Origin of the sequence: Streptomyces canus 299MFChir4.1 (assembly GCF_000383615.1) — a bacterium.
GTDB lineage: Bacteria > Actinomycetota > Actinomycetes > Streptomycetales > Streptomycetaceae > Streptomyces > Streptomyces canus_C.
Window position 1 is genome coordinate 32,420 of sequence record NZ_KB911624.1, and the last position, 23,816, is coordinate 56,235.

Sequence of the window (23,816 nt, forward strand, 5' to 3'; positions counted from 1 at the left end):
AGAACGAACCGCGGGGATTCCGTTCCACGCGTGTGCCTTCCAGCCCGCTTACATCCCGCCCCTCCAGGGCGCCGTCTCTCGAACCCCGGCCTACCATCCGACGTACCGACTCACGTCGTGGCTGTACCTCCTGCTGCACCGACTGGCACCGTCGCACACGACCACGACCGAGCACCTGGGCCGCGCGATGATCGCCGTCGTCCACCTCCAAGGCAGCCCTCCCGCTGTGCTGTCCAGCCCCGACATCAACCGGCTGGGAGCCGTCGTCGGGGGAGCGGTGCCCGGAGGGGAACTCCGATGAGCGAAGGCGCGTGGCCGGTTTGGGCTCGATCAGCGTTCGGGGCTGGCGGCCTGTGGGCGGCGTCTCTCGCGGTGGCACCTCTGGCCGCGTCCATCGGCATGCCCGACACCACCCGGCTTCTGGCTGGGCTCGCCATTGTCTACGCCGCCATCTGGGCGATCGGTGTAACACGCATGGGGAAGGCGCGAAAGCACGTCGAACCGGAGATCGCTCACGAGGACACTCCCGACCTCACGCACTGAGCCTGTTAAGAACATGCTCACCTGCGCCCTCTCGGAGGGGCCCGGCAGCCCTGAGGTCAAGCGGAGGTATCGCCTTCACCTCTGCCCCTGCGTGTGACCAGTGCATATGCACTCGGCCTCCCGTCCGGGATTCGTCCTGTAAGCGCACTTTGGCAGCCCCCTCGTTGCAGGGGAGAGTGCTGAAGCGGCAACAAGTGTCCGGACACCAGGTGCCGCACTGCAACGACCAGCCAGCCCCGAAGGGAAGTGAATCAGTGGACGACCTCCTCCAGTAGATCGCCGCGACGATCACGAACGAGGACATCACGCAGGCGCAGGAGTCCTCCGCCGCGATGAGCGAGACGAGCGGCGACGCCAAGAAGCACCGGCTGCAGATGTTCGCCGCCGACCAGGGCTGAGCCCGAGCGGGCTGCCGCCGCAGGGAAGGTCCCACTCAAGACCCCTGCGGCGGCCCGCGATCGTCCCCTCAACAGTCGCTGCCGCCGATTAGTCTAGAAGAGATAAACGCTACCAAAGGGCCGACAGACGGCCCCTTGCCGTGAGGCGATCCTCATCTCTCGGGTGGGCGGAAGCTACCGAGGTGGCGGCCCAGTCGCCCGGGCGGAGAGGGGTTGACCCGTGGTAGTGCGGGCACTGGGGGAGACGGGGGCGGGAGGATTTGCGGCAGGACCAGGGACAGCAGGGGGCCCTCGTCGAGATCGAGAGTGAGATGTCCTCCGATGCGTTCTTCTACTGCCTGCATAGCGGCGAGGACGGCTCTAGCTCCAGGCTGGGCGGTCCGGTACCGTTCGGTGGCGTCCCAGAAGGGATGTGTCCCTGCTGCTCTGAGCGTGGGTGCCTCGCCTGGCTCAAACTTCTCCAGGGGCTTACCGTTCACCCAATAGGCCAAGGTGCGCAGGGCACTGGCCCCCACATGAACGGCGATCGTCTCCGTGCCGCGGGAAATTTCGGCGAGCATCGCAGGGGCGTTCCCCATGCCACCGAGGATCTCGATGGCGAACGCCCAATCCCGGAGCATGCCCACTCTCAGAATGGCATCGTCCGGCCCAGGCCGTAGAGCGTCATCGATGCCCGCAAACGGCAGGTGACGGGCCGCGGAGGGATCTACGCCGTAGCGGCGCAGGCATTCCTCGGGCGTTACTGCGTGAGTGAAGGTGATGGTGAAGCCCAAGTAGCGGCCGTGGAACATCCACTCCCACGCTGAAGGGTCCGCATCGTTCATTTCGTACTCCGGTCGAAGCCGCTGCGCCCCGCGAAGTGCTCCCGGGGCGCAGCGAACGTGCAGTGTGAATCAGGCTGTCACGACGAGGTCGAATTTCTCCAGGTCGATGACACGCTCGCTCTGGGAGTTGCGGCCCAGGGCGAGCCCCGCGGCGCCGTTTTCACTGTTCGGCACATGGCCGCGGATGCAGGGTTCGTTGAAGGTGACGGCAGGGGCGTTGGGGTCCTGGTAGAAGTTCCAGACGCCGTTCTGCAGCAGGGGGATGACGTCCGCGCACAGGCCGCCGTTGGTGCCTCCCTGGTAGGTCGCGGCGAAAGGATACTCGTCGCAGGAGTCGTCCGGGACGGTGGCGTCCAGATACACGAAGGGCCGCGAGGCGCCAGAGCCGCAGGTGCTTGTGCGGTTCGCCGTCTGCGCGGTCTCGCTGGCGAGCCGCTGGAGGGGGTTGTCGTCGGCTCCCCAGTGGTCGATGAGGTTGTTCTCGGCCCAGCCGTACGTGGCTGCCGCTGCGCCGTATGTGGCTAGCGAGAGGTCGAGTTCGGGGCGGATGCTGGGGATGACGCAGCCGGTGCTGGTGTTGTCGGCGAACGTGGTGTCGCAGCGGACTTGGCGGGGATTGCTCCAGGGGGCGTTCTCGTTGATCGGGATGGCCCCTGGCTGCGTCACGTTCAGTACGTAGCTGGTCGTGATGTTACTGACCAGGCCCGCACTCGGCGTTGCCAGGAATGTGACGTTCCCGGAGGCCGACGTGCCCACCGTCAGAAGCCGGTTGCCCGCCCAGGGATTGGGTACGGTGGCAGTGCAGCTGGCAGTGCAGCTGGCGGTGAGTCCCACGCTCAGATCCTCGACCAGGCCCGTGGCCTCGGCGAGGGTGACCGTCTGGGACTCCTGCCACCGGCCACTTGATGCCGACAGGGTGGCGCTGCTGCTGACGGTAAGAACGCCTGTGCCGAGGATCTCCCCGGGATTCTGCTCGTTATATTCGGTGTACGTGGCCTCAAGGCCATTCAGGCAGTAGTCGTGGCGGTGATAGGAGTACGAGCCCGGGTTCGTGACGCTGCACGTCGCCGCAGCGTCCTGAGCATTATTAAGACCACTAGTACGCACCGGGCTGCTGCCGGATGGGGCGGTCACCTGGATACACGCGGTGGTGGCTCCGGCCCTACGTGCGATTGAACCCGCCGGTAGCGGTGAGCAGCGTTTGGCCGAAGCTTTCATGGGGCTTGCCAGGTGCGGAGCTGGCTGCGAGGCGAAGTCCTGTGGGGTAAACGAACCTAATAGCTTGCCGTGAGCGGGAGCAGGGGTGTCTGCCTGGGCCCCTGGCGCGCTGATGAGGGCTAGGGTGGCTGCGGTAGCCAGGGATATGAGGGCTGCGAACATGCGGCTTCTGCGGACCTGCATGAAGATCCCTTCATGGGAGGTTTGGTTCATGTCCCCTTCAACTTCCAGGGGAAGCGGCATGATCGTATGTTCGACCGTGATCAACCTGCCACGCACAGCAGGCTCATTGGCTTGATTTCAAGCAGGGATCAGCACTTCGCCGACTGTTGTCCGAGACGAGTACGGCCGCGTGCCTGCAGTGGGCGGAAGCGCGCAAATGACTTGTCGGCCTGCGCCTGTGGGACTCTGATGGCGCGTCAACCTGCGCATGGCAAGCGGTGAGCAGCCGCCGTGCATCGTGCCCGATGACCTGCGGGCGCGGATCTGAATGACCGAAGGTGCGGTCGGGTGTCCTGTTTGTGCTGAACACCGGCATTCCGACGGGAGTTGCAACCGCAGGCGTTGAGCTCCGGTACCAGCATGACCTACTGGTGGCGCCTGTCTGACTGGAACAACGCGGGTGCCTGGCAGCGTCTGCACGAGGCACTCCCGGCTGAACTGAACACCACCGACGCGCTTGACTGGTCGAGAGCGGTGATCGACGGCTCACGCGTCAAGGCACTCAAAGGCGACCCAAGCAGGACCGAGCCCGGTCGTCGGAACGCTCGTTGCCCACCCCCGCCTCCAGGTCGTCCCACCCGTACGCAGCCGGCCAGGGTGGTAGCGCGGGCGGGCTCCGCAAGTCGCGACTTCTACCGTCGCGACCCCGTGATAAGCCGCGAACCCGCCTGCCTGGGAGGATAATTACCCGAGCGTCCCTCGGGTTCCCGCAACACCTCCTTCGGGATTCTGCGAACTCGTCGGCTTCGCTGATGGATGCCGCCGGCCTGCAGCGCGGTCGCCTGACCGGGCTGGTCCTGAAGGGCGAGGACCTCGTGGATGCCGATCAGGCGCCGCGGCAGCTGTCCCTTGATGAGGCCCGAGAGAACCGCCTCGCTGCCGAAACGGCCGTCGACCGGGTCCGCGACAAGTTCGGCCCACGCGTGATCGGCCCGGCGGCCGTCTTCCGCCGCGCCTCATAACCCCCACACCCCGACGTGCTCCTGCCGGGGTAGATCCGTGCTGGACCCGCCAGGATTGCGCGGTGCACCCCAGGGGATGCCGCACTGGCCCTACGTCCGGGCCGTCGACGACGCCCTCACCGCTCGGGGTATCCCGCCGGGCATGGTCCGGGCCAGCCGCCACGGCCTCGAGCGCGGCCTGACCACCTGCATGATGCTCGCCTGGGATGTCTCCCGCACCGGCGGCCACGGCGGCATCCGGCTGGACTGGGAGGAACGCCGGGGCTGGTACTACGCCCTGCTGGGACTCAGCCTCGGGGACGTCACCCTCTACAGCGTGATCCCCGTGCACTCGGGGCTCCAGTGGCAGGGCCCGGCCGCCGGCGTCGGCGATTCCGGCCTGGAGGAATACCGTCCGGCCGCGGGGCTCGGAGGGCCGCCGCCGAGGCCACGCGGGCCCTGGACGCCCGGCGGGCTTGATATCCCAGTGGATCACTCCGTGCCGGTGCGCGGCGGCGAGCCCGGTGGCCATCTGTGCTGCGACGGCCGCGGCCTCCTGCGGGGCCAAAGCGCCGCGCAGGGAGCGTTCCTGGGCCAAACTCCAGCCGTCGACCAGCTCCATGACCAGGTAGACGGGAAGACCTGGGACACTGTGCGCGCGAACCAAAAGAGCGGGTAGGGATTGGTCTCCGTACCTCCCGCTTCCGACTACCGTTCCGGTAGCGACAGCCCGAGGGCCCACCACACACCTGTGCCCGGAGACCAACACGGGATGAAAGGCCAACCATGGAACCCTGGGCGGACCGCGAGGAGATCGCCCGCCGTGCGGCCGCCCGCGTCGCCGACATCGCCGCGGCCTCGAGCGCGCAGCTCGACGAGGTGGCGCGCGTGCTGCAGGTCGAGCTCGCCGAGTCGATCTCGGAGCTTCGCGGAGATCAGCTGATGCTCGACCTCCTCTACGCGAGTGTGGAGAGCAATGTGAAGACGTTCTTCCACGTCGCGCAGTACGGGGTCTCGGTCGATGCGGTGGAGGCGCCGTGGCCGGCCGTCGAGTACGCGCGACGTCTTGCGCAGCGCGAGATCTCCTCGAACGCCCTGCTGCGCGCATACCGCCTCGGTCACCGGCGCGCCCTTGAGTGGGTGGCCGGGGAGCTGGCCGGCGTCGAGCCGGACGGCAGGATCTCCTTCGCGGCGTTGCAGATGCTCCAGGACGCCGCCTTCGCCTACATCGACCGGGTTTCCGAGCAGGTCGTCAAGGCGTACGAGGCCGAGCGGGAGCGGTGGCTGGCGAATCGCAATACGATCCGCACGGCCACGCTGAGCGCGCTCCTCGCCGGAGACGAGATGGATGTGGCCGCGGCGGAGCACGTACTTGGCTACCGACTCCGCCAGGACCACCTTGGACTCGTCCTCTGGGCGGACGAACGGATGACATCAACAGGCTCGCTGGAGCGTCTCGGGCAGCTGACCAGCTCGATAGCCCAGGAGGTTGGTTCGCAGTCCTCGCCGCTGTTCGTCCCGCAGGACCGCTCGCTCGGCTGGGGCTGGGTGCCGCTGCAAGCGGACACAAGCATCGACGTCGACCGCCTGACCCGAGTCCTCGGTGAGGCAGGAAGTGAAGTGAAGGCCGCGATCGGCGCGGTCGGGACAGGAATCGCGGGCTTCCGTGCGACACACCGCCAGGCCCTGCGAGCTCACCAGGTCGCCGTCATCGGGGCCGAGCGGGCCCACCAGATCACGTCGTTCACCGCTCCCGGAGTCAGGGCGGCCGCGGCCCTCGCAGGCGACCTCGCCCTCGCCCGCGACCTCGTCACATCGATGCTCGGGGGGCTGGCGCAGGACGACGAAGGTGTCGCACGGCTGCGGGAGACTCTCACCGTCTTCCTTCAGCAGAACCAGAGCTTTGTCGCGACCGCTGCGAAGGTGCACCTGCACAAGAACACGGTCAAGTACCGGGTGGACAAAGCAGTGCAGCTGCGGGGGCGGCCGATCGAGGAGGACCGGCTCGACCTCGAGCTCGCGCTGGCCGCATGCCGCTGGCTCGGACCTGCCGTGCTCACCCGATCTCCGTGACCTCGACCAGATCCCCGTACAGCTGAGGACGAGTTGGTCCACGACCACGGCGCGAGCCGCTCATTTTGTTCTGTCCGACCGACGACTTCTTCGTCTGCACGAGCGAGTCTGGGCGCCTCGCCACGGTGGAGGTCACGCTGTCAGCACCGCGAGAATCACCAGCACACGGGCGTGCTTCGCGGGGCTCCCGGTTCTTCCGGGACGATCGTCGCACCGTCCATGACGCCGCGGTGGCGCGGCGACTGCCGATGTGACGCGCATTCGCGGCATGGACGGCACCCACCGTTTGAGCCCCATCCATCGCCTTGAACATCATTCAGGACGACATAGCGAGACGAGGAGTGCACCATGGCCGAGCCGTTCGACGGCACGTTCACGACGTCGGAGGAGTGGTTCGACTCCAGCGGCACCTGCTGCGCCGCGCGCGTCTACCGGCCCACCGTTGCAGATCAGCCGTTGCCCGTCATTGTGATGGCACACGGCTTCGGCGCGGTGCGTGCGCTACGGCTCTACGCCTACGCCGAGAGCTTCGCCGCCGCCGGATACGCCGTCGTGGTCTTCGACTACCGGAATTTCGGAGAGAGCGAGGGGGAGCCGCGCCAGGTCCTGGACATCGCGATGCAGCACGAGGACTGGCGCGCCGCCCTCCGCTACGCCAGGTCACTTGAGGGGATCGACCACACCCGAGTCGTGGCGTGGGGTACCTCGTTCGCCGGAGGTCACGTCATCACCATCGCCGGCCAAGGAGAGTCTCTCGCCGCCGTCATCGCTCAGGTCCCGCACGTCAGCGGCCCGGCAGCGGTGAGGTCGACCGGCCTGCGGGCCGCTCTCAGGGTCACCGTGCCGGGGATTCGTGACGCGATCGCCTCCCGCCTCGGTCGTGAACCTGTGTATGTCCAGAGCGTCGGTCTTCCCGGCCGCACCGCGATGATGACCTCGCCGGACGCCTATCCGGGCATGCACACGCTCCTCCGTGAATCAGGGCTGAAGGAGGACGCCTACCCCCACACCGTGGCAGCCCGCATCGCGTTGAAGATCGGCCTCTACTCGCCCCAGCGTTGGGCCGGGAACATCAAGTGCCCGGTCCTGGTCCAGATCGTCGCGCAGGACGCGATCACTCCCAAGCGCGTCGCCGAACGGGCAGCAGGCAAGATGCGGCACTCCACCGTCCGCGTCTACGAGGGTGGCCACTTCGATCCCTATGTCGAGCCCCTGTTCGGCACCGTCATCGCGGACCAGATCGAGTTCTTGCGCCGCCACGTCCCTTCTCTGCCAAAGGGGCGCGCGTGAAGTTAGTCCCCAACCGCTCTCGTCACCAGGTCTCCTCCGAGGCAGGGCGATCGCATTTGGCACTCTTTGGTCGAGAACGGTCAACACAATGACTTGCGACGGCTCTGTTCGCGGCTGAGTATTCATCACTTCGCATCGTGCGTACGCCTCTCAGTGTTGTGTGTCTGGACAAGTCACGCCGGTCAGGGCGTGACGAATCGGTCCCTCTCCCAGGGAAGTCGCGGCTGCCTTGCGCCGTGCTCAGTGGCGGCCGGCTTCGCTGCTCAGACGGTGACGACCTCTTGCCGAGCGGGTGCCTGCGGGCGTAGTCGATTGCCGCTTCGACGCCGTCGTCGAGTGAGTATCGGCGGGCGATCGGGGTGGAGAGTCGGCGGCGCGGTCCGGGACCATCAGCTGCAGGCGCATCGCGTTCGACCCGGCCGACACGTGCCCTCCGGTCGTGGCCGACCACCACAGGCCCGGCCCCCCCCACCGCCGCCCCGGGATCGCCGGGAACGTGTCCACGGGCGGCAGGTCCTCGAAGGCCACGGCCAGGGCCGCGTCCGCCCGTCGCTGCTGGACGATCTGCCCGAGAGGGTCGAGGAAGACCGCCTCGAAACCGCTCCCAAACGGTGCGGCCCGCCCTGGGCGCACCGGACCGGGCTTCCAGGAGCTGGTCGACCTGCTCGGCGATTGAAGACAAGCCACGTTGCCTGGCCCGAAACAACTACTCGCGAACCAGGCCCTGCTGGGCGTTGCAGCCGTGCGATGGCACCAGGCCCGCCCGCACAGCCTCCCGGGCAGTGTCCCTGGCTGGGCCGGACGCGGTCAGGATCCGGACTTGGACTCCTGAAACTCTCGGAGATAGTTGTAGATGCTGTGGCGGCTCACTCGGAGCCCCTTGGCGGCAAGATCGATCGACTCCCGCAGAGTGAAGAAGCCGCGCTCGTCAAGTTCGCGCACAACATTCATCTTGTGGGACTTCTTCATAAGATCGATGCTGACGCCGCTCGCTGCGATGGCGTCCCGCAGGATGCTTTGCGCCAGAACGTCGACGGACTCGGGAAAAGTCTCCCGCGGCGCATCTTCTGGTTCTCCAGTGCCCTGCTGGTGCAGCGGGAACCCGAGTGTCGCAAGGACTTCCTGGGCACGCATGATGTGGTCGATGTCGGCGTTGATGCACAGCGCCGCGACGGTGCGCCCCGTGATCGGAGCGCGGAAGAACAGGCTCGACGACTTCAGTACCTGGCCGGAGGGCAGTTCTGTGCGGTAGCCGATCAAGTCGTCCGGAGGTTCACAGTTGAGTGTTTTCATGCCGAGATCGGTTGGTGGTCCGCCGAGAGAACGGCCCGTGATCGTGTTCTCGATCGCGACAATGGAGTTGGGGAACTTCGTCAGATCGTGCAGCAGCACCTCCGTACGCGGGGCGAGTGCCCTGGCCAGGCCCGGGACGATTTGGGAGACGACCCGGGTGACGAGCCGTGCATATTCCGTCTCCTCATCGGTGAAGGAGACCATTGACTTCTGTGCGGCTGCCACGAATTGTGGCTTTCCCTTCATGATCGGTGATCCTGATTTGCGGGATTCCAGCGGCGTTATGGATGGCGGCGATGGGCTTCGGGCGAAGGTTGAGGTTAACTGTCGTCATCGCTGAGGGTGGAAGCGAGCAACGAGGCATCGAGGTTCCCACCCGAGACCACGCACGCCACTTTGCCATCGCCAGCCTTGCCGGTGCGGAGGGCGGCTACGGTGGCAGCGCCCGCACCTTCCGCAACGACTTTGGCAGTGAGGGCGAGTTCGCGTACCGCCTCGGCTGCCTCTTCCGGTTCGACGGTGACCACGCCGTCCAGATGAATGTGTACGAGGTCCCACATGTCGTTCGCAATGCGTGGGCTGCCGATGCCGTCGATCCAGGTTGCCGCGTAGGGCGCATTGACCGGATGTCCTGCCGACCACGCGGCAGAGAGTGGTGCTGCGGTGGAGACCTCCACGGCGAGCACTCTGACTCCTGGCATAAGCGCCTTGACCGATGCCGCGATACCGAGGCTGAGACCGCCCCCGCCGAACGGGACGAGGACCGTCTCGACGTCGGGGAAATCTCTGGCCAACTCCAGTCCGATCGTGCCGTTGCCGGCCACCACCCGGGGGTCGGCGAACGGATGCACCAGCGTACCGGGAAACGCCTCTGTCGTTCCGTTCTCCATGATCGTCCACCACTCGGCGACGGGAAGGCGGACGACCTTCGCGCCCCAGGTCGCCAGTGCTGCGACCTTGGCCGCAGGGACATGGTCGGGGACGACCGCAGTGCACGGGATGCCGTGTTCGTGGGCAAGCCGTGCGACGGCGCGAGCCATGTTCCCGGCGCTGGGGGTGACGAGTCCGGCGGCGCGCTCTTCGGCGGTGAGCGACAGCAGCACTGCGGTTGCGCCACGGATCTTGAACGAGCCAGTGGGCAACAGGTTTTCGAGCTTCAGCCGGACTCGCCCCGCAGAGGAAGGCCACTCGACGAGCGGCGACTCGGGCACGTGGCCTGCGATGAGCCGACCCACAGCCTGGATCTCAGTCAGCGAGGGAAGAGCTCGCATCCGGCCAGTCACCGCGCGCGATGGCAATTCAGGCCATCCGGGTTCTCCAGCGCGCGGCCCTCGCTGTAAGCGGTGACGAAGTCGCCGCCGATGAAGAGATCACTGCGGTCCATGGGAGTCCTCACTGTGACACATTCCTGTGCTTGCCGACCCGAGGGTACGTCCGAGATTCTTCAACATATCATCGAAGTCTTCAACAGACTCGGCAAGAATGGGATGTTCGGCTCGTCTGCCTGCGCCTTTCCTCGCCCGCAACCTGCCACCCCCACAACGAGGAGCGACACGCTCATGGCACAGGCCGACGCCGATGAGGACCTCGACTGGGCCGTGTCCGTCGACTCCACGATCGTGCGAGCTCACCAGCACGCGGCCGGAGCCCGCAAAAAGGGGCCCCGGTCGGCGAACCAGGCGACCACGCCATCGGCCGGTCCCGCGGTGGGCTGACCACCAAGATCCACCTGGCCGCCGATGCCCGCTGCCGACCTCTCGCGTTCGTTCTCACCGCCGGACAAGCAGGCGATGCACCGGCCTTCACCGACGTCATGGCCCGCTTACGCGTTCCCCGGCAGCGCGGACGCCCTCGCACCAGGCCGGACGTGGTCCTGGCGGAGAAGGCCTATTCCTCCCGCACGATCCGCAGCCACCTGCGCAAGCGCGGCATCCGGGCGGTTATCCCGGTCCCGGCAGATCAGCGTGGCCACCGGCTGCGTCGAGGCCGCCTGACCACTGCACTCGCGGACGCAGGGCCCTCCAAGTTGCGTGACGTCGCCGCCTGGTGGACTCGGCTGTGTGCGGAGGACGGCGAGGTCATCGACTCCGAGATCGCCGACGGGATCGTGGGCGATCTAGCTGCTCTTGTCAGGAGCGCTCGGCGCCAGAACCAGAGCATCTACTGCTGGGTCGCGTAGGAGCTCAGGTTCGGAGCCAGATCGCGACGGCCGCGGCGGTGGCGGTGCCGAGGAAGACGTAGCCGCGCTTGCCGTAGCGAGTGGCGACCGCCCGGGACTGCTTCAGGCGGTGATCGCCCGCTCGACGGTGTTGCGCTTCTTGTCGCGATCCTCATTGAAGCCGGGCGGCCGTCCACCGCGTGCGCCCTTGCGCAGGCGGGCGGCGTGGCTGTCGTTCTTCTCCGGGATTGTGTGCCGGATTCTCCCACTGAGCCGCGTATGGGAGCGGATCGGCTTGGAACCCTTCCAGGACGGCGTGCACATCCTGGACTGCCACCTGCAGCGGCGCCAGGACCTTCTTGCCGAACGCCAGCAGGAGTTCACCGCACTGTGCCGCGCCTGGCGGGAGCACCACCACCGGTAGGGCTCACGAGCCCGGCTCCTCGCAGAAAACGATCTGGGTTTTGGGCCGGGGAGATTTTCTGAATGAACAGGGGCGACGCGCTGTGCGCCTGGTGATCGGCTTGGCCACGAGTCGGTCTCGGCCTGGTGAATCGTGATGCGTGGCATGGCGTCACGCTCCAGCGTGTGACCATGCGCTTCGACTCCACTACGCGTTTTTCCCGCCTGCCCAGGGGCGATGACGGCACTGGGAAGCCCTTGAGTCTTCGAGGCGACGGGATCGCGGGAGGCTGCATGAGCCTGATCGTGCTGCTCTTGGAGATTCCGGTTGTCATGCTGCTGGGTTTGACCTCGGTCATCCGTGGGTGGGGCAGTAGGGACGAGCGCATCGTGGCACCGGCAGTGGACTGGGTTCCGATCCTCTGGTGCGGCGGGTTCACGGTTGGTGTGCTCGTGATAGCCGTGATCTTCCTGGTCTCGGCGCATCCGTTCGCAGGCGCTGTCCAACTGATCTTGGCAGCTGTTGCACTGCTCTTCACGATCATGGTTTGGCATGATCAGCATGAACGTGCTCACCCGGGAGCGGCGAACGTCGGCGCCGTCATGCGGACTTGGAGCGGCGAATCGTCAGAGTAGGTCACCGGCGGCCATGGGGGAGTGGCCTGCACCGGGCGTTGTTGTCAGAGGTATCAGGCACACTGCGCCGCATGACCTTGGTGACCGCGCACGACTACGCCTGGATCCGCACCTCGCCGCTCTTCCACCACATGATGGAGAGCGGCTACACCCTGACTCTGGTACGCGGGCGGCCCCCACGCGAAGTGCTGCAGGCGATGACGGCCGAACCGTGCGGCACAGGGGAGGGAACGGCCGGGCTGATCGAGGCGGACGAGGCTCACCGCGCCGGCGCAGGGGATGACTACTGGGACGAGTCCTACATCGCGGGCGCTTTCAGCGTGCCGGGCGAGAGCGGCGACTGGACCCTCGTCCTCGGCTTCGACGGCGGCCTGGGGATCGCCACGCCGAGCCTCGAGAGGCTGTCGAACGGCGGCCGGGTCGTGGCGCACTCGACCAACGGCGGCAAGCCCATCCACCTCTTCCACTGGTTCGAGGACGGCGAGCTCTGCACGACGTTCGAGGACCCCGCGGCGCGCCACGGCAGCACCCCCGATGAACTGATCCCCCTGCTGCGAGACGTCGGCTTCCCTCTGACCGTCGAGGGAGAGCATGACGACAGCGCCCCGGACGTCGACCGGAAAGCGGCGGTCCTTGCTCTGGCCGAGAGACTCACCGGCATACGCGTCACTGATTCCCTCCTCCAGGACGCTGCCTACGAGTTGGGACTCGTCCCCGAAGAGCCCGCCCAGGAATGGACGGGCGTGGTCATCGACATCACCGATGCCCACGGGGAGCGCCTGTACAGGGAATGGACCTACGAGGAGATCGCGGCGCCGTCCGAACGCGCACGCGCGGAGGCAAACGCGCCGGTCGTCATCACCTCCAACGAGCTGCCTGCCGTGGATCGTTCGGAGCACCGAGCAGGCGAGGGGCACAGGCCCCAGTGATCATGTAGCTGTGACGTTCTGTGACCACTGGTGGGACCTGTGCCAGTCTGATGTTTCAGGTCGCCTGCCCGGCCAGCCTGTGCAGGGTCCGCGCGGCAGGTGATGCGGGGTCGGCCGTGATCAGGACGACTTCCTGGTCATCCTCGGGCACGAGCAGGACGTCACAGTTCAACCGCAGCGGGCCGGTCTCCGGGTGATCGAGGATCTTGGTGCGGTGCCCGGGGGCGTGGACCGGACGCGTTTGCCATATCTGTCGGAACTCCTCGCTGCCGGTGTGCAGTTCGGCCAGCAGAGCGGTCAGCTGCGGGTCGTGAGGGTAGCGGTCGGCGGCCCGTCGCAGCCGCGCCACCACAATGTGCCCGAACTCCTCAACGCTGGAGCTCTCGTACATCCGCCCCTGGCCAAGGAAGCGGCGCCGGGCCAGGTTAGTCCTCCCGGCTTCGAGATCGCCGCCGAGCAGTGCCTGGGCCAGGGGGTTCCAGGCGACGACGCCGTACGCCGCGTCAGTGACGATGGCGCCGGTCTGCGGCAGCCGCTCCAGCATCCGGGCCACATGCGGGCGTACCCGCCGCACGGCGCTGGTGCCGGGCGGCGCGCTCGATCCCGCCAGGCGGAACAGGTGGCTGCGCTCGGCCGGCGTGAGCCGTAGTGCCTGGGACAACGCGTCGAGGATCCGAGTGGACGGCCGCGGGCCCCGGGCCTGCTCCAGCCGCGTGTAGTAGTCGACCGACATGTGGGCGAGTTCCGCCACCTCTTCGCGGCGCAGGCCCGGCGTCCGGCGATCGGTGCCCGTCACCGTCAGGCCGATCTCGTGTGGACGCAGGCCCGCCCGGCGGCCCCGCAGGAAGCGGGCCAGCTCCTGCCGTGCCATGTCGCTTCCTCCTACTGCCTGGTACAGGTAGTCCCTGGCAGGGCGCCCACAGCCAGGGAACGCTAGTTGCCATGAACGATCGCACAGCTCTGGTCACCGGTGCCAACAAGGGCATCGGCAAGCACATCGCCCGGCTCCTCGCCGCCGAGGGCCTCACCGTGTACGTGGGCTCTCGCGACCGCGAGCTCGGACAGCGAGCCGTCCAGGAGATCGGCGCAGGCGCCCGCCTGCTGGTCCTCGACGTGACAGATCCTGACGGCATCGCACGGGCCGCTACCCAGGTGGACCGTCTGGACGTGCTGGTCAACAACGCCGGAATCTCACCGTCGCTCGCCCCGCCGGCCGACACGAGCGTCGAGGAGTTCCGGCGCACATACGAGACCAACGTCTTCGGGGTGGTGGCGGTGACCAATGCCTTCCTGCCCGCCCTGCGCCGGTCCCCGCATCCGCGCATCGTCAACATCTCCAGCGGCACCGCATCGCTGACCTGGAGCACGAACCCCAACCCCCAGTTCACCCCGGGAAGCGGTGGCGCCGCCGCCTATCGGTCCTCGAAGGCCGCCCTCAACGCCCTCACCGTCCTTTACGCCCAGACGCTGGCCGAGGACGGCTTCAAGGTCAACGCGCTCGCCCCCGGCAAGCGGGCCACCGACCTCAACCCCCTGGCCGCCGCTGCTGGCGACGACCCGGCCGAGGCCGCCCAGGGAGCCGCCCGCCTGGCCCTGCTGCCAGACGACGGCCCCACCGGTGGCTTCTTCTCCTGGGACGGACCGCCCGTGCCCTGGTGAGCGGCGCTGAGATCCCAGGCGACGGCACTGACTCGCACACCCCCAAAAAGGGGGTACTCCCACAGTGGCGGTCCTCCTCGGGCCTAAGCGTGCTTGGCAGCAGCGCAAGGAGGCTGCGCAGACAGGTGCGCGCTCATGGGCAGCGGTTCGGGCGGTCATCAGTGTGGTCACGGTCGACCACCGGCGCCCCGACGCCGGTACCTCGGGACCGGGGCGGTGAAGCGGACGCGTCCGTGCGTTCAGCTCCGTTCGCCGAGCGCCGTTTCGAGGGTGGCGATGTGCTGTGCCTGGGCTTGCCTGCGGATGGCGGCGAAACGGCGGTCGACAACAAGTACGGGGAGGGCCCAGAGGAAGCCCCAGGCGCTGAAGGAGTCGACGACGCCGGTCTGGCGCAACACCGTGTTGGTCAGGAAACACAGGATGCCGCTGAGGGCCCAGACGGTCGTGCGATGTCGGCCCAGGAAGCGTACGGGGGCGTTCCACGGCCCGGACAGCGCCTTGAGGGTAGCGGCGCGTACGACGGCGTCGCGGTCCTCGAGGTTCATGTCTCTGGTCGCCGCTTCGTCGCCGTGTCGGAGATCCACGGTTAGGGCACGTGCCTGTGCTTCGGTGTCGCGGCCCGCGACCGCGGCGGCCGCCGCTCTCATCCGCAAGTCGTCCCAGTAGCCGCGCCGCGCCCAGCGTTCCGCTGCCGCAAGCCGGTCGGCCTCGGCGGACTGCGGAGCGAGCTGCTTGAGGCGCGTGGACAAAGCGACGGCTCGCGCGGCCCGGCCCGGGTACTCGAAGGAGTCGGCGCGAAGGCACAGTTCGGCATAGCCGGCCAGAAGCCCCAGGTGGTCACCGTCGAGAGCGAGGCCGGCCCGGAAGGCTTCCTCCGCAGAGTCGTCGTGCTCGTCGTCGTCCTCGGCGGCGTGCCCGAGGGCCAACCAGCAGTACAGATCGGGGCTGGGGCCGAGCTCGTCCAGGCCTGCCTGGGCGGCCCGCCTCACAGCCCCGTTTCCTCCAGCCACGAACAGCTGCTCGCAGCGCAGCTGGTACTCATCGATCCTCGTCATCGGGCTCCCCCAACCATTGCCACCCCTTTCTGACAGGGCGTGCCCATCTGCGGACCGCTCTTCGCAGGTCTCGATCCCTGCGATGGACCATGGCTGGCCCAAGTAGCGGCCTGTGAAGGGATTCCCGGAGGGAGACGTCGCCCACGGGAAATGGAGCGACCTTGCTCCGGCCATGGCGAGACGGATCTTCGCCTGGTGCAGGTCGTCAAGCCGTGCCTTCAAGGCTTCCGCCTCGGCCGGGTCGGCTAACAGCGGGTGCGGTTCCTTCATGTTGCAGCCCGGTTTGACGACGATGCGCCCGGCGGCGGTCTCCCGCAGGTCGGCCTCCGTCATCTCCGCCATGAAGCGGGTGGACCCGCAGATGGCGACGACGGCCGGGATGCCGAGGGTTTCGATTCGGACGTGAGCCCAACGGGATGGCCGCCCCTTCGTGGACGTGGGACGACCTGGAATGAACCAGCACAAGCTCTGGTGCCGGGCGGACCGGACATCTCCTAACACGGCAATCAGTGCGCTGAATACGGAAGCGGGCACCCCGCATCGCCAGTGGGGATCCGACCTGGCGGCGGACCCGGCACGGTCGGGTGTGGTCGCTGGACTCCGATCTCGGCGATGGGTTGTCGCTGTACGACCTGGTCGCCGCCGACGTCGAGTGGGAACATGCCGCGGGCGGGGTGTACGAAGACGACCGCCTCAACTGTGTCCTGCGCGGTTCACGCCGGCCGAGCGGGCGACGGTGTTCGCGTAGGGTGAGGGCGAGGGCACAACCTGGACCGAGGCGGCGGCCGCAGCCAATGCCGTCGATCCGGACTCCTTCGGTGAACGGGGACGGCGCAAGGTCAAACGGCTCACCGCCGAGCAGGCCCGCCGGACGGCCATGGCCCGCTCCGCAGCCACAGCCGACACCGCAAGGGACGGGAACCAGCCCTTCACCCCCGGGAGCAGAAGCCCGATGACGCCCGACCTTCAACATGCCGGAGACGGCCTGCCCGCGACCCCAGCGGGCCGCCCCGCGCCCTTGACGCGTGCGATGCTGGCCGAGCGCGGCTTCGTCGGCTTCGTGCCGTTCGCCGACCTCCCGCGCAACGCCGTCCCCGAGGGGAAGGGCATCTATGTCGTGCTGCGCCCCTTGACCGCGCCCCCGCTCTTCCTCACGCGAAGCCCTGCCGGTCACCCCAAGGGTCACGACCCCACCGTGACGACCGCCATCCTGAACAGCGCCTGGGTGCCGGGAGCCACCGTGGTGTACGTCGGCAAGGCTGCCGGCCGCCGAGGGTTGAGGAATCGGCTGAACGCCTACCGCCGTCAAGGCCAGGGGCGCAACGCCGGGCACAGTGGCGGCGCGTACATCTGGCAGCTGTCCGACTCCGACACGCTTTTGGTCGCCTGGCGCACCGTGACCGATCTGCCTGCCGGCCGAGCTGAGGCGGAGCTGATCGCGGAGTTCACCGCGCTTCATGGAGCGCTCCCCTTTGCCAACCGCAACCGGGGATCCTTGCCCGGTCGGCGGCCGTAGCGGCGGCCGGATGCGGGCTTCGACAGCGGAGCTCGTTCCAGTTGCGCTTGCTCCCCGAGGGTCTGTGACGGCGTGCTGCCTGGGCTCGAGGCGGGGCAGGAGGCCTCGAGCCTGCGTCGGCGGCTGTCACTCTCAGCTCTCGGATTGGGTATTGACGCGGGTGGCGTGTATCGGCGATGGCGTCGAAGCGCGGTGCGACAACATCGCGGGTCTGGGCGTCGAACTGCCGGCGCAAGCTGGTGATGGCGAAGCTGAGTTGCTGAACACGTGCCTGGGCGCTCTGCAGGTGCGCCTCGTCGGACTGCTGGATGTGCTGTGCGTCTTCGAGCTGTTGCTGCAGAGCCGTGCGTGTGGCTTGGATGGCGGCCGCGTCGATGTCAGCCTCGACGGGGTCGGGTTGGAGGCAGACGCGGCAGTGGCCCTCCTCGACAGGCCGGGCGGCCAGAGACTGCGTACACCGTGGGCAGACGACGAACTCGAAGGGGGAGAGCTGGTCGATGGCCGTGGCTGACCGGTCAAGGCGGGACAGGTCGAGCTGCACCTGGGCGACGACGGCTTGCCGCGCCTCGACGAGGTCGCCAGCTGCGGCTACCTCTTCCTCGGCCTGCCGGGCGGCTCGGATGGCGCTCTGCAGTTCCTCCCGCAAGGCGGTGTCGGCGGCGGTCCGTTCCTCGAGTTCACCGCGGAGGCTCGCCAGGGCGGACTCGGCCCGCGTCAGCGTGTCGCGCAGCTGGGTGAGTTCGGCCCGCAGTTCGTCTTCGCCGCGGGGGTCGGAGGCCGCCAGGAAGGAGCTGACGTTGTCGTGCTCGGTATTTCTGGCGTTCAGCCGGTCCGTGAGCCCGTTCTTGATGCGCTTGAGCTCCATGAGTGTGCTGTCGGTGAGCGCGAACATCAGGCGGAAGAGTTCTTTGCGCTTGGGCTCGAATCAGCTGTCCAGGTGGCCGACGACCTGGCGGTCGATCTCGCGGGCCTGGAGGTAGACGTAGGCGTACGGGTCGCTGAAGGTGAGGTTCTGCGACCGCGCGGAGCCCTCTCGCCGTGCGGCGATCTGTTCCCGCGGGAAGCCGAGGGCGTTCAGCAGGTGGTCGGAGAGCGTGGTGACGCCGTCCCCGGCCCACAGCGGCAGAGAGAGGCCCGTACCGCTGCGGTGATGGCGGGGGCGGCCAGCACGAGCGTGACACGCGCGAGGGTGGAGGCCAGCCACGCATCCATGGACCTTCAGTGCTCCCAGGCGACCCCGACGGCGCAGCCGCTGGCGACGGCAAGGAGGCCGCCCACGGCCACGGCGGTTCTGGCGGCGACCTGGACGCGGCCGTTCAGGAAGATCTCGTCGTGCCAGTAAGCAGGCCACTCCTCCACACGGTTCGCCGGCTCTCGCGTGGCAGCGTGCTCCAGAGGAGTATCTGACCGATCCTCAGGCCTGCACATTTCAGTGATCGTCACCGTATTCATCATACTGTCCGCGGCAGTTGGCGGAGTAAGGGAGTTGCCCCATGAATAACCACGACGAGGTGTCACCAGACAGCGGTGAACGGCTGGTCGCCGGCCGATACCGACTGCTGTCCATCCTCGGGGCGGGCGGTATGGGCACCGTGTGGCGGGCCAGCGACGAAGTACTGCACCGCGACGTAGCAGTCAAGGAAGTCCGAGCTTCCATCGATCTGCCCGCCGAGCGCAGCAAGCAAATGCACGTCCGGCTGGAACGGGAGGCGTGGGCGGCTGCGCGGGTCAACGCCCGTGGTGTCGTAACAGTCCACGACGTGGTGAACTTCGACGACCGGCCATGGATTGTCATGGAACTCGTGCGCGGCCGCTCCCTGGCTGATGTGATCAGTGCCGAGGGTGCCCTGGCGCCGCAGGAGGTCGCGCGGATCGGTACCGAGGTGCTGGCGGCTCTGCGGGCAGCGCATGGCGCCGGCGTACTGCACCGCGACGTCAAACCCGCCAACGTGCTGCTGGCCGACGAAGGCCGCGTCGTCCTGACCGATTTCGGCATAGCGACGGTGGAGGGCGACACTGCGCTCACGATGACCGGCGAAATTGTCGGATCGCCTGAGTACCTGGCGCCCGAGCGTGCCCTGGGCCGGACGCCCGGCACCGCTTCCGACCTCTGGTCACTGGGGGCGCTCCTTTATACGGCCGTCCAGGGACGTTCGCCGTTCCGTCGAACGAGCGCCCTGTCGACACTGCGCGCCATCGTGGACGACGAGCTGCCGACGCCGCACCGGGCTGGACCGTTGACAACGGTCATCGAGGGCCTGATGCGCAAGAATCCCGAGGAACGTATGGGCCCCGACGAGGCAGCGCGCGAAATCGATCTGGCTCTAGCCGCGTTGGCGACGCCCTCCGAGGAGGAGACCGCCGGCACGGTGACCACGGATTCGGCGACAGAGGGCATCACGGCCGCGGTCACCGCGGCGATCACGACCACGGACAACACCGCAACCGCGGCGACCGCCACGACGGAGGCGCCCGAGACCCAGGCCACACCGCTGGGAACGTTCGGGCCTCCCCTAAATAGCACGGGATTTGGGCCCAACACGGCGACACCGGCCTTGGCGGCCGGCCTCGGGGAACACGCCGGTTCCGAGCCGGCCCCCGCACCACGCAGACGCCGTCCCGCATATCTGATCGGCGCGGCGGCGATCGTATTGGTCCTGTCGGGCGGAGGAGTCGCTTACACCCTCATGAACCAGGACAATGACAACGGCACCAACCATGCCGGAGTCGAGACCGCGGGCAGCGCCTCCCGGCCGGTGTCAGTTGCCGTCACCGGCGGTGCCACCACGTACGACGGGAGCTGCCCGTCCGAAGACAGCCAGGCCCCCCGGTTCACCGCGACGTTCAAGACGGACCGGGCCCCCGTCCAGTTCTCCTACCGGTGGGTCTCCGACAACGGAGCGGTGGTTGACCGGGAGTGGCGGACGCTGTCGTTCCGCGAAGGCGACCCGACGACCAAGACCGAGATGGTGCGCTTGTCGACGTGGGCGCAGGAGGGGACGCTGAAGAGCGCAATGTCCGTGGAGATCAAGTCGCCGTTCGGCACGAAGTCCAACTCTGTTTCGTTTGTGATCACGTGCCGAGCGAACGGCGAGTGACAAGGCAACGTTTCGCTCATACTTGGACCACTCATTTTTCCCTAAGGAGTCTCAGTGCTGTCGGTCATCGTGGGACGCACCGGTCCCTTCACCGGTCAAAGCGTGGTCCTGGGAGACGCTCCCCTGACGTTCGGGCGCAACAGTGAGAACGATGTCATCATCGTGAGTGTCAGTGCTTCCCGCTTCCACGCCGAGATCGTCGCAGAGAACGGCGCGTACGTCCTTCGCGACCGCGGCAGCAGGAACGGCACCTTCGTCAACGAACAGCGGGTCGATCGGCGTCAGTTGGCGCCCGGCGACACCATACGCATCGGCGACGAGACGTTCCTGTTCGAGACCCAGGAAGCCGTGGAGACGGTCATGGACCTCTCCCAGATGGACCTGCCGCGCGCCGGCGCGGTCGTGGACCCGGGAGTCCTGCGGGTCACGGTGAGCGGCGGCGGTCCCGTCGGCCTCGCTTTCGCGCTGCTGCTGGAGGAGGCCCTGTCCGGGCGGGTCGCTGTCACCGTCTACGACGGCCGGTGGGTCCGCAGCGGCACCTCCGTCGTCTGGAAGGACGCCGCCCAGGGCAACGTCCGCCGCCAGCAGGTCGTGACCGTCCAGAGCCGGCAGTACCTGGCGCTGACGGACGAGATGCAGACGGCAATGTTCGGCGACAGCGGCCAGTTCTCCGAGATGTGGCCGCTGGGCCCCGACTCCGTGGACGGACAGCCGCCCCGCAACATACGTATCGCCTACATCGAGGACCGGCTGCTCGAGCTGGCCAACCGCAAGTCCGCCATCCGGCTGGTGCCCAAGCGGTTCGACGTGGCCGAGCAGGAACACCTCATAGCCCGCGACCACGTGCTGGTCATCAGCGAGGGCGGCCGCTCCCGCACCCGTGAGCACTTCGCCGACCGCTTCGGCATGGCCGACGCCTCCATCTACTCCCTCGACGGCGAGCACATCCAGGACGTGGTGCTCGGGCTCAAGGTCAAGTCCCGCCTGTCGGACCCGATGGGCGTGCTGCTGACCGTGGCGCAGAACCGGTTCCTGCTCAACTCGCTGCGCGGCGAGGGCTTTTTGAACATGCGCCTCACCCGGGAGGAGGCACGCAACGTCATCGGCATCGACCCGGTGCGCCAGGTCTTCGAGGAGTGCATCGCGGCCCGGCCGTGCCTGATGAGCCGCCACGAGGACAACGAGTTCGCCTGCCCGACCCACGGCACGCTTTTCCTCCCGGCGCTGCTGCGCAGCTCACCGCTGTGGAAGCGCATCCTGGAGGGGCTGCAGCTGTTCGACGTTCCCGAAGAGGACCTCAGCGCCATCACGTCATTCCGCCTCGACATGGTCCAGCGCCCGCGGTTCACAGCCCAGCTCACCCGCCCGGCCGCGGACCGTCCGGGAACGTACGGGTTCCTGTTGGGAGACGCGGCCAACGCCATCCACTTCTGGCCCGGGCGCGGTCTCAACAGCGGTCTCGCCTCGGCCGTCTCGCTGGCCCGCTCCCTCAGCCGGGTCTGGCGCGGACGGCCGCTGCGCGACGCGGACTTCATCCGGCACGAGGCGGCGATGTCCATGCTCCAGTACCGGCACAAGAGCCGCGCATGGAACGCCATGGTCACGACGGACGAGCGGGGCGTGACCCGAGCGATCAAGGACATCATCGAAGGCAGCATGGAGGCCACGGCGACATCGGCACGGACGGATGCCACAAACCAGAAGCCCTCTGCTCCGGCCGCGGCCTCAAACTCGGCGGAAGCCCACCTGGAGATCCTCCTCGACCGCATGCGGGCCATCCGCGAACGACTCGCACCTCGCCTGCCGGGCCTTCCCGACGACGAGGTGCTCCGGACCCACCTCTCCTCCCTGGCGCCGGCAACTCTGCGGACACTTCAGGAGAGCGGTGCGTGGGACACGCTGATCGTTGGCGGCGAGGAGGCGGACATCGACATTTTCTATCAGCAGGACGCACCGGTCTTCGTCCCGGCCACTCGACGGCCGCCCGAGCCGCTCCCCGACCCCCGCGCCGCGGGACTCCTCGATCTGGGCTGACGTCCTATGACCCGTGCGCCTCTGATCTCGCGCCCCGGGACGCGGTCCTATCTGTTGTGGTCTTGCAGGGTCCTGCGCCAGACCTGTTTCTGAACCTCAAATCGGCAGACCAAAGGCTGTCAGCCTGCCTGAGATAGGAGCTTTGCGTATGCGTTCGGGGGGCTGGTCACAGTGACCAGCCCCCCGAACGCATACGTGTCGACGACGGCTGAATCAGCCGTCGTCGACAGATGGTTGACCCGGCTACCGCTCGTGGCCGTTGTCGTTCTCCGGTTCCAGGCAGTGGCGCCGGGACCGCCGGTTGCGCAAGCGGGTGGCCGGGGAGTTGCGTGGTGCCGGCGGCCGGGCCAAGTGCCCCGAGTACGGGGCGACTTGGGTGGCCGGGGTGGACCGCCGTTCGAACGCGGTCTACTGCTCGCGGCGGTGCGCCACGAGGGCCTGGAGGGCCCGGAAGGAGACGTTCGGCGAACGGTCACAGTGACCGCATCGCGAACGCGACCGAATCCCAACTCCGGTCAGAGGGCGGTCAATTACGGTCGTCCGTTGTGATCGTCGCATTTCCGGTCTGACTCTCGGTCGGGAAGCGAGCCGGGTCTCGCCACGGCTGCTTGGCCGTGCACTGGTCCGCGGTGGGTGGTGAATGCCATGCCCGAAGAGATCGAGTCCGCCGACAAGGTCGGCAGCGTCAGCGGGAACCGCTAACTCACGGAGCGAAGCGTATCGATACGAAGCCGCATGGCCAGCGTCGACGGGGCTCAGATCGGCTTGCCGTGTGCCCATGCCGCAAAGACTGAACGGGCCCACGGCAAGCGTTCGCGAGCAACTTGCCTCAGGCGTAGCCGACTTGACTTCGGACTGGTGCCTGAGCACCTCAGGTTGTACGGCTGTCAATCTCTCGCTGCACTGCATCGCACGCGACCCTGATCTCCGTCAAGGCTGTGCCCTGTTGCCTGGACGGTTCCAAGAGTTCATCCAGGTCGCCCCGCTTGCCCGCCAGCTTCTTTCCGTAGCAGTCCGGCAGCATGGTCTTCTGGTAGACGTCGATGCGGGCGACGACGTCACCGAACGGCAGGTCGGGAGAGCGGCGTTCGGCCTGTTTGACCCGACTGCGCAGTTCGTTCAGCCCGACCCTCCGTGGCCTTCTTCTTCGTCTCCGTCGCCTTCTTGTGCTTGCGCACCTGGCTGGTGACCTAGATGGTGATCAAGAGCGTGCCCAGGCCGATCACGGCGGGCCACGTCCAGGTGCTGTCGAAGTTGTCCTGGGAGGCGTTACTGCCCAGCATCACGCGGATGCGTGGCTGATACGCGGTTTTCACCTCGGAGTTCTCAGGGCTCCGTCCACGGCACGAGTCCGGGCCCGCGCCCAGGGCGGCCGGATCGCGATCTGCGGCACTGCTTCTCGCCCTCTGACGATGCCCAAAAGCTTCCGTACCGGCCCAACTAGACACTCGGCGCCCTGACGGGCTGCACGCCAGTCGCAGAACCCGGGCCAGATCAGGTTGCTTATATAAGTAACTTGATCTAAGG

At 67.5% G+C, this 23,816-nt stretch carries 21 protein-coding genes and 3 pseudogenes; 13 read left to right on the plus strand and 11 right to left on the minus strand.

All coding sequences use genetic code 11. The annotated features are described in order from the left end of the window. The first annotated feature begins 297 nt into the window (after positions 1-297). Positions 298-543, plus strand: a complete 246-nt coding sequence (locus tag H293_RS0142770; protein ID WP_020123912.1) for a hypothetical protein — start codon at positions 298-300, stop codon at positions 541-543. A 550-nt stretch (positions 544-1,093) separates the two neighbouring features. Here H293_RS0142770 and H293_RS58745 read toward each other — a convergent pair. Both H293_RS58745 and H293_RS0142775 read right to left on the minus strand, forming a co-directional pair. Next, entirely contained in the window at positions 1,094-1,765 is a 672-nt protein-coding gene (locus H293_RS58745; RefSeq protein WP_158694523.1) for a DUF6461 domain-containing protein, read from the minus strand. Between the two features lie 69 nt (positions 1,766-1,834). Beyond that, entirely contained in the window at positions 1,835-2,899 is a 1,065-nt protein-coding gene (locus H293_RS0142775; protein ID WP_158694524.1) for a NucA/NucB deoxyribonuclease domain-containing protein, read from the minus strand. 1,058 nt (positions 2,900-3,957) lie between these two features. Here H293_RS0142775 and H293_RS0142780 point away from each other — a divergent pair. Further along, positions 3,958-4,167, plus strand: a complete 210-nt coding sequence (locus tag H293_RS0142780; RefSeq protein WP_020123914.1) for a hypothetical protein — start codon at positions 3,958-3,960, stop codon at positions 4,165-4,167. Between the two features lie 508 nt (positions 4,168-4,675). On the opposite strand, the pseudogene H293_RS60835 reads toward H293_RS0142780, so the two are convergent. Next, positions 4,676-4,768 (minus strand): annotated as a pseudogene (locus H293_RS60835) (hypothetical protein); the annotation flags it as partial. Positions 4,769-4,932: 164 nt separating this feature from the next. On the opposite strand from H293_RS60835, the gene H293_RS0142790 reads away from it, so the two are divergent. Both H293_RS0142790 and H293_RS0142795 read left to right on the plus strand, forming a co-directional pair. Then, the gene (locus H293_RS0142790) at positions 4,933-6,219 is read left to right on the plus strand and encodes a PucR family transcriptional regulator (RefSeq protein WP_020123916.1); all 1,287 of its coding nucleotides are present in this window, start codon (positions 4,933-4,935) and stop codon (positions 6,217-6,219) included. A gap of 348 nt (positions 6,220-6,567) precedes the next feature. Further along, positions 6,568-7,509 (plus strand): alpha/beta hydrolase, encoded by a 942-nt coding sequence (locus H293_RS0142795; RefSeq protein WP_020123917.1) that lies wholly within the window; start codon positions 6,568-6,570, stop codon positions 7,507-7,509. A gap of 807 nt (positions 7,510-8,316) precedes the next feature. On the opposite strand, the gene H293_RS0142805 is transcribed toward H293_RS0142795, so the two are convergent. Next, the gene (locus H293_RS0142805) at positions 8,317-9,027 is read right to left on the minus strand and encodes a helix-turn-helix transcriptional regulator (protein WP_213083776.1); all 711 of its coding nucleotides are present in this window, start codon (positions 9,025-9,027) and stop codon (positions 8,317-8,319) included. 95 nt (positions 9,028-9,122) lie between these two features. After that, entirely contained in the window at positions 9,123-10,013 is an 891-nt protein-coding gene (locus H293_RS0142810) for a threonine ammonia-lyase (protein WP_158694525.1), read from the minus strand. A 348-nt stretch (positions 10,014-10,361) separates the two neighbouring features. Between H293_RS0142810 and H293_RS61815 the strand changes: the two genes are divergently transcribed. The 5 genes and pseudogenes from H293_RS61815 to H293_RS51375 all read left to right on the plus strand — a co-directional run bounded on the left by H293_RS61815 (position 10,362) and on the right by H293_RS51375 (position 12,927). After that, positions 10,362-10,517, plus strand: coding sequence for an IS5 family transposase (locus H293_RS61815; protein WP_020123922.1), 156 nt, complete (start codon positions 10,362-10,364; stop codon positions 10,515-10,517). Further along, positions 10,493-10,789, plus strand: a pseudogene (locus H293_RS56015) (transposase); the annotation flags it as partial. The gene H293_RS61815 and the pseudogene H293_RS56015, both read left to right, overlap by 25 nt. Before the next feature lie 466 nt (positions 10,790-11,255). Further along, on the plus strand, positions 11,256-11,384 hold the full coding sequence (locus H293_RS60845; protein ID WP_259294673.1) for a hypothetical protein: 129 nt from the start codon (positions 11,256-11,258) through the stop codon (positions 11,382-11,384). Positions 11,385-11,656: 272 nt separating this feature from the next. Further along, positions 11,657-11,998 carry a DUF6234 family protein gene (locus H293_RS0142840; protein WP_020123926.1) on the plus strand — a complete coding sequence of 114 codons (342 nt, stop codon included), beginning with the start codon at positions 11,657-11,659 and terminating at the stop codon, positions 11,996-11,998. 71 nt (positions 11,999-12,069) lie between these two features. Continuing rightward, on the plus strand, positions 12,070-12,927 hold the full coding sequence (locus H293_RS51375; protein WP_020123927.1) for a DUF6461 domain-containing protein: 858 nt from the start codon (positions 12,070-12,072) through the stop codon (positions 12,925-12,927). 55 nt (positions 12,928-12,982) lie between these two features. Here H293_RS51375 and H293_RS0142850 read toward each other — a convergent pair whose 3' ends face one another. After that, positions 12,983-13,798: a helix-turn-helix transcriptional regulator gene (locus tag H293_RS0142850; RefSeq protein ID WP_020123928.1), complete on the minus strand. Its 816-nt coding sequence runs from the start codon at positions 13,796-13,798 to the stop codon at positions 12,983-12,985. A gap of 71 nt (positions 13,799-13,869) precedes the next feature. Between H293_RS0142850 and H293_RS0142855 the strand changes: the two genes are divergently transcribed. Next, entirely contained in the window at positions 13,870-14,586 is a 717-nt protein-coding gene (locus H293_RS0142855; protein ID WP_020123929.1) for an SDR family oxidoreductase, read from the plus strand. A gap of 1,229 nt (positions 14,587-15,815) precedes the next feature. On the opposite strand, the pseudogene H293_RS56020 reads toward H293_RS0142855, so the two are convergent. After that, positions 15,816-16,037 (minus strand): annotated as a pseudogene (locus tag H293_RS56020) (hypothetical protein); the annotation flags it as partial. Between the two features lie 556 nt (positions 16,038-16,593). Here H293_RS56020 and H293_RS0142870 point away from each other — a divergent pair. Beyond that, positions 16,594-17,157, plus strand: coding sequence for a hypothetical protein (locus H293_RS0142870; RefSeq protein WP_259294670.1), 564 nt, complete (start codon positions 16,594-16,596; stop codon positions 17,155-17,157). On the opposite strand, the gene H293_RS53285 is transcribed toward H293_RS0142870, so the two are convergent. Genes H293_RS53285 through H293_RS60855 form a run of 3 tightly spaced genes read right to left on the minus strand, consistent with a single transcriptional unit; the run spans position 17,087 to position 18,516 of the window. Beyond that, entirely contained in the window at positions 17,087-18,049 is a 963-nt protein-coding gene (locus tag H293_RS53285) for a hypothetical protein (RefSeq protein WP_020123933.1), read from the minus strand. The two genes, H293_RS0142870 and H293_RS53285, sit on opposite strands and share 71 nt — an antisense overlap. Before the next feature lie 33 nt (positions 18,050-18,082). Then, entirely contained in the window at positions 18,083-18,361 is a 279-nt protein-coding gene (locus tag H293_RS60850; RefSeq protein WP_020123934.1) for a hypothetical protein, read from the minus strand. A gap of 14 nt (positions 18,362-18,375) precedes the next feature. Then, on the minus strand, positions 18,376-18,516 hold the full coding sequence (locus H293_RS60855; RefSeq protein ID WP_020123935.1) for a hypothetical protein: 141 nt from the start codon (positions 18,514-18,516) through the stop codon (positions 18,376-18,378). A gap of 134 nt (positions 18,517-18,650) precedes the next feature. Between H293_RS60855 and H293_RS0142885 the strand changes: the two genes are divergently transcribed. Continuing rightward, on the plus strand, positions 18,651-20,255 hold the full coding sequence (locus H293_RS0142885) for a serine/threonine-protein kinase (RefSeq protein ID WP_020123936.1): 1,605 nt from the start codon (positions 18,651-18,653) through the stop codon (positions 20,253-20,255). Between the two features lie 54 nt (positions 20,256-20,309). After that, entirely contained in the window at positions 20,310-22,289 is a 1,980-nt protein-coding gene (locus tag H293_RS0142890) for an FHA domain-containing protein (RefSeq protein WP_028808701.1), read from the plus strand. Between the two features lie 1,190 nt (positions 22,290-23,479). Here the strand turns inward: H293_RS0142890 and H293_RS60860 are convergent. Beyond that, on the minus strand, positions 23,480-23,605 hold the full coding sequence (locus H293_RS60860) for a hypothetical protein (RefSeq protein WP_020123937.1): 126 nt from the start codon (positions 23,603-23,605) through the stop codon (positions 23,480-23,482). Positions 23,606-23,816: the final 211 nt, after the last annotated feature.

Bases quoted from the DNA above. Each gene is read 5' to 3' on its own strand.
- H293_RS0142770 (WP_020123912.1), top strand. From the start codon at position 298: ATGAGCGAAGGCGCGTGGCCGGTTTGGGCTCGATCAGCGTTCGGGGCT.
- H293_RS58745 (WP_158694523.1), bottom strand. From the start codon at position 1,765: ATGAACGATGCGGACCCTTCAGCGTGGGAGTGGATGTTCCACGGCCGC.
- H293_RS0142780 (WP_020123914.1), top strand. From the start codon at position 3,958: ATGGATGCCGCCGGCCTGCAGCGCGGTCGCCTGACCGGGCTGGTCCTG.
- H293_RS0142790 (WP_020123916.1), top strand. From the start codon at position 4,933: ATGGAACCCTGGGCGGACCGCGAGGAGATCGCCCGCCGTGCGGCCGCC.
- H293_RS0142795 (WP_020123917.1), top strand. From the start codon at position 6,568: ATGGCCGAGCCGTTCGACGGCACGTTCACGACGTCGGAGGAGTGGTTC.
- H293_RS61815 (WP_020123922.1), top strand. From the start codon at position 10,362: ATGGCACAGGCCGACGCCGATGAGGACCTCGACTGGGCCGTGTCCGTC.
- H293_RS0142840 (WP_020123926.1), top strand. From the start codon at position 11,657: ATGAGCCTGATCGTGCTGCTCTTGGAGATTCCGGTTGTCATGCTGCTG.
- H293_RS51375 (WP_020123927.1), top strand. From the start codon at position 12,070: ATGACCTTGGTGACCGCGCACGACTACGCCTGGATCCGCACCTCGCCG.
- H293_RS0142850 (WP_020123928.1), bottom strand. From the start codon at position 13,798: ATGGCACGGCAGGAGCTGGCCCGCTTCCTGCGGGGCCGCCGGGCGGGC.
- H293_RS0142855 (WP_020123929.1), top strand. From the start codon at position 13,870: ATGAACGATCGCACAGCTCTGGTCACCGGTGCCAACAAGGGCATCGGC.
- H293_RS0142870 (WP_259294670.1), top strand. From the start codon at position 16,594: ATGACGCCCGACCTTCAACATGCCGGAGACGGCCTGCCCGCGACCCCA.
- H293_RS53285 (WP_020123933.1), bottom strand. From the start codon at position 18,049: ATGTTCGCGCTCACCGACAGCACACTCATGGAGCTCAAGCGCATCAAG.
- H293_RS0142885 (WP_020123936.1), top strand. From the start codon at position 18,651: ATGAATAACCACGACGAGGTGTCACCAGACAGCGGTGAACGGCTGGTC.